Raw genomic sequence first — 1,978 nt, 5'->3', positions numbered from 1 at the left:
AATCGCCGCGGCCGCCCGGTGCGCCGACGCGCGGCGGTTCGCCGAACTGCTCCCCGACCGGCGGTGGGCGGAGCCGGCCGGCGTCGGCCTGCGTACCGTCGTGGGCCACAGCGGGCGGACCCCGGTGACCGTCTCCTTCGACGACACCACACCGCACTGGCTGGTCGACGGCGGCGACGTCGGCGCCACCGCGTCCTTCCTGGCCGCCGTGCTGCACGGGTTGGCCGCCCGCTACGCCCCCGCCCAGCTCCAGCTCTACCTGCTCGGTCTTCCCGACGGGGTGAGCTTCGCCGAGTTCGGGCCGACCGGGCACGACCAATCCTGGCTGCCGCACGCCCGGGCGATCGGTGTCGAGTCGGACCGCGAGTACGCCGTGTCCGTGCTGCGCGAGCTGCGCCGGGAACTGCGCCGTCGCACCACCGCGTTGAAGCGGCACGGCGTCACCCGGTTCGCCGACCTGCCCACCGACCCACCGCTGCCGCGCATCGTGGCGGTGTTCGACACGTTCGACGTCCTGCTCACCGGCGACGACGCACCGGCCCGCGAGTCGGTGACCCTGCTGACCGAACTGGTGCGCAAGGGTGGCGCGTGCGGCGTGCACCTGGTGCTGGCCGGCCGCGACGGCACGGGCGTCGAGGCGCTCGGGGCAGGCGGCGAGGCGCTCGTCGGCCGGGTCGCGCTCTCCGGCACCGGTGGCGCGCTCGACCCACAGCACCAGGCAGCAGAAGGGCTCCCGGCGGGCGCGGCCGCGGTCAACGTCGCCGCGGGCGCGGCCGGCGTCGAGACCGTCGTCCGTCTTCCCGACGCCGACGCCGCCGCCGAAGCGCTCACCCGGCTGCGGCGCGAGCTGTGGCAGGCCCGGCCGGCCGGGACACGCCCACCCGCGGTCTTCCGGGGGTACGAGAACGCCCCGGTCGAGGACGACGCCACCTACTCGGGGCTGCGCCCGGGTGGCCGCCGCCCGCTGGCCTTGGTCGGCCGGACCGTCGACGTGCACGTCAGCAGCGCGCTGTTCATCATGGACACGACGCCCGGCCGGCATCTGGGCGTGGTGGGCGCCTCGACGGCCGGCGCGGACCTGCTCCGTGCCGCGACGCTGAGCCTGGCCCGCCAGCACCTGCCGGGGGAGTGCCGGTTCCTGATCGCCCCGCTGGTGGCCGGGGCCGACCCGGTGGCCGGTGAGACCGCCGCCGCGCTGAGCGCCGCCGGCCACCGGGTCGACCAGCTCGACGCGACCGGGCTGCGGGAACAGCTCGCGACGCTGGCCGATCCGGCCGCGCCGGCTCCGGCGGGCCGCACGTTCCTCGTCGCGTTCGGCCTGGACGGCGCCTCGACGGTGCTCGACCCGGCGGACCCGCGGACCGGTCGCCGCGGTCGCGACGATCTACGTGCCGTGCTCCGCCACGGCCCGGGCCGAGGGGTGCACCTGCTCGGCTGGTGGCGCGGCGCACGCCGGCTGGCCGACGACACCGGCGACGCCCACGACGGTGACGGGGTCGCCTGCCTGGTCGCGCTGGATGTCCCCGGCGACGAGCTGGGGCGGCACCTCGGGCTGCGGAACGTCGCGTACACGCCCAGACCCGACCGGGCACTGCTGGTGGACCGGCACGACCGACGGGTCCGGCTGATCGTGCCGTTCGCCCGGTCCGCGCACGACCTCGCCGGTGAGGACTGAAACATGACCTTCGAGGAGTACGCGGACCTGGCCCGGCAGCTCGCCGAGCGGCGCCGGGCCGGTGAACGGGGCGTCACGATCGCCGAGCGCCACCGTGACCTGCCCGCCGCCGTCGACTTCCTCGACCGCCGGCTGGCCGGTCAGGGGACACGTCTCGATCAGCTGGGCCGTGCGATCGGGGAGCCGCCTACGGCCCCGGCGCCGACCGAGGCCGATCCCGCGTCCGAGCAGTCGCCTGTCGCGGCCGGCGGCCCGCCGGGCCGCCGCGGCCCGCCGGGCCGGGGCGGGGGGGGCCCGAGAGGG

The 1,978-nt window shown here is 77.1% G+C and carries 1 protein-coding gene and 1 pseudogene; both read left to right on the top strand.

The annotated features are described in order from the left end of the window. On the top strand, positions 1 to 1,675 hold a 1,675-nt coding region (locus tag ABZS42_RS31910), incomplete at its 5' end, for an FtsK/SpoIIIE domain-containing protein (protein ID WP_355151672.1). Between the two features lie 3 nt (positions 1,676 to 1,678). Continuing rightward, positions 1,679 to 1,978 (top strand): annotated as a pseudogene (locus ABZS42_RS31905) (hypothetical protein); the annotation flags it as partial.

The organism is Micromonospora sp. NPDC005367 (assembly GCF_040606825.1).
In the GTDB taxonomy this organism is placed as follows: domain Bacteria; phylum Actinomycetota; class Actinomycetes; order Mycobacteriales; family Micromonosporaceae; genus Micromonospora.
This window is presented reverse-complemented; position numbering and strand designations above follow the sequence as displayed.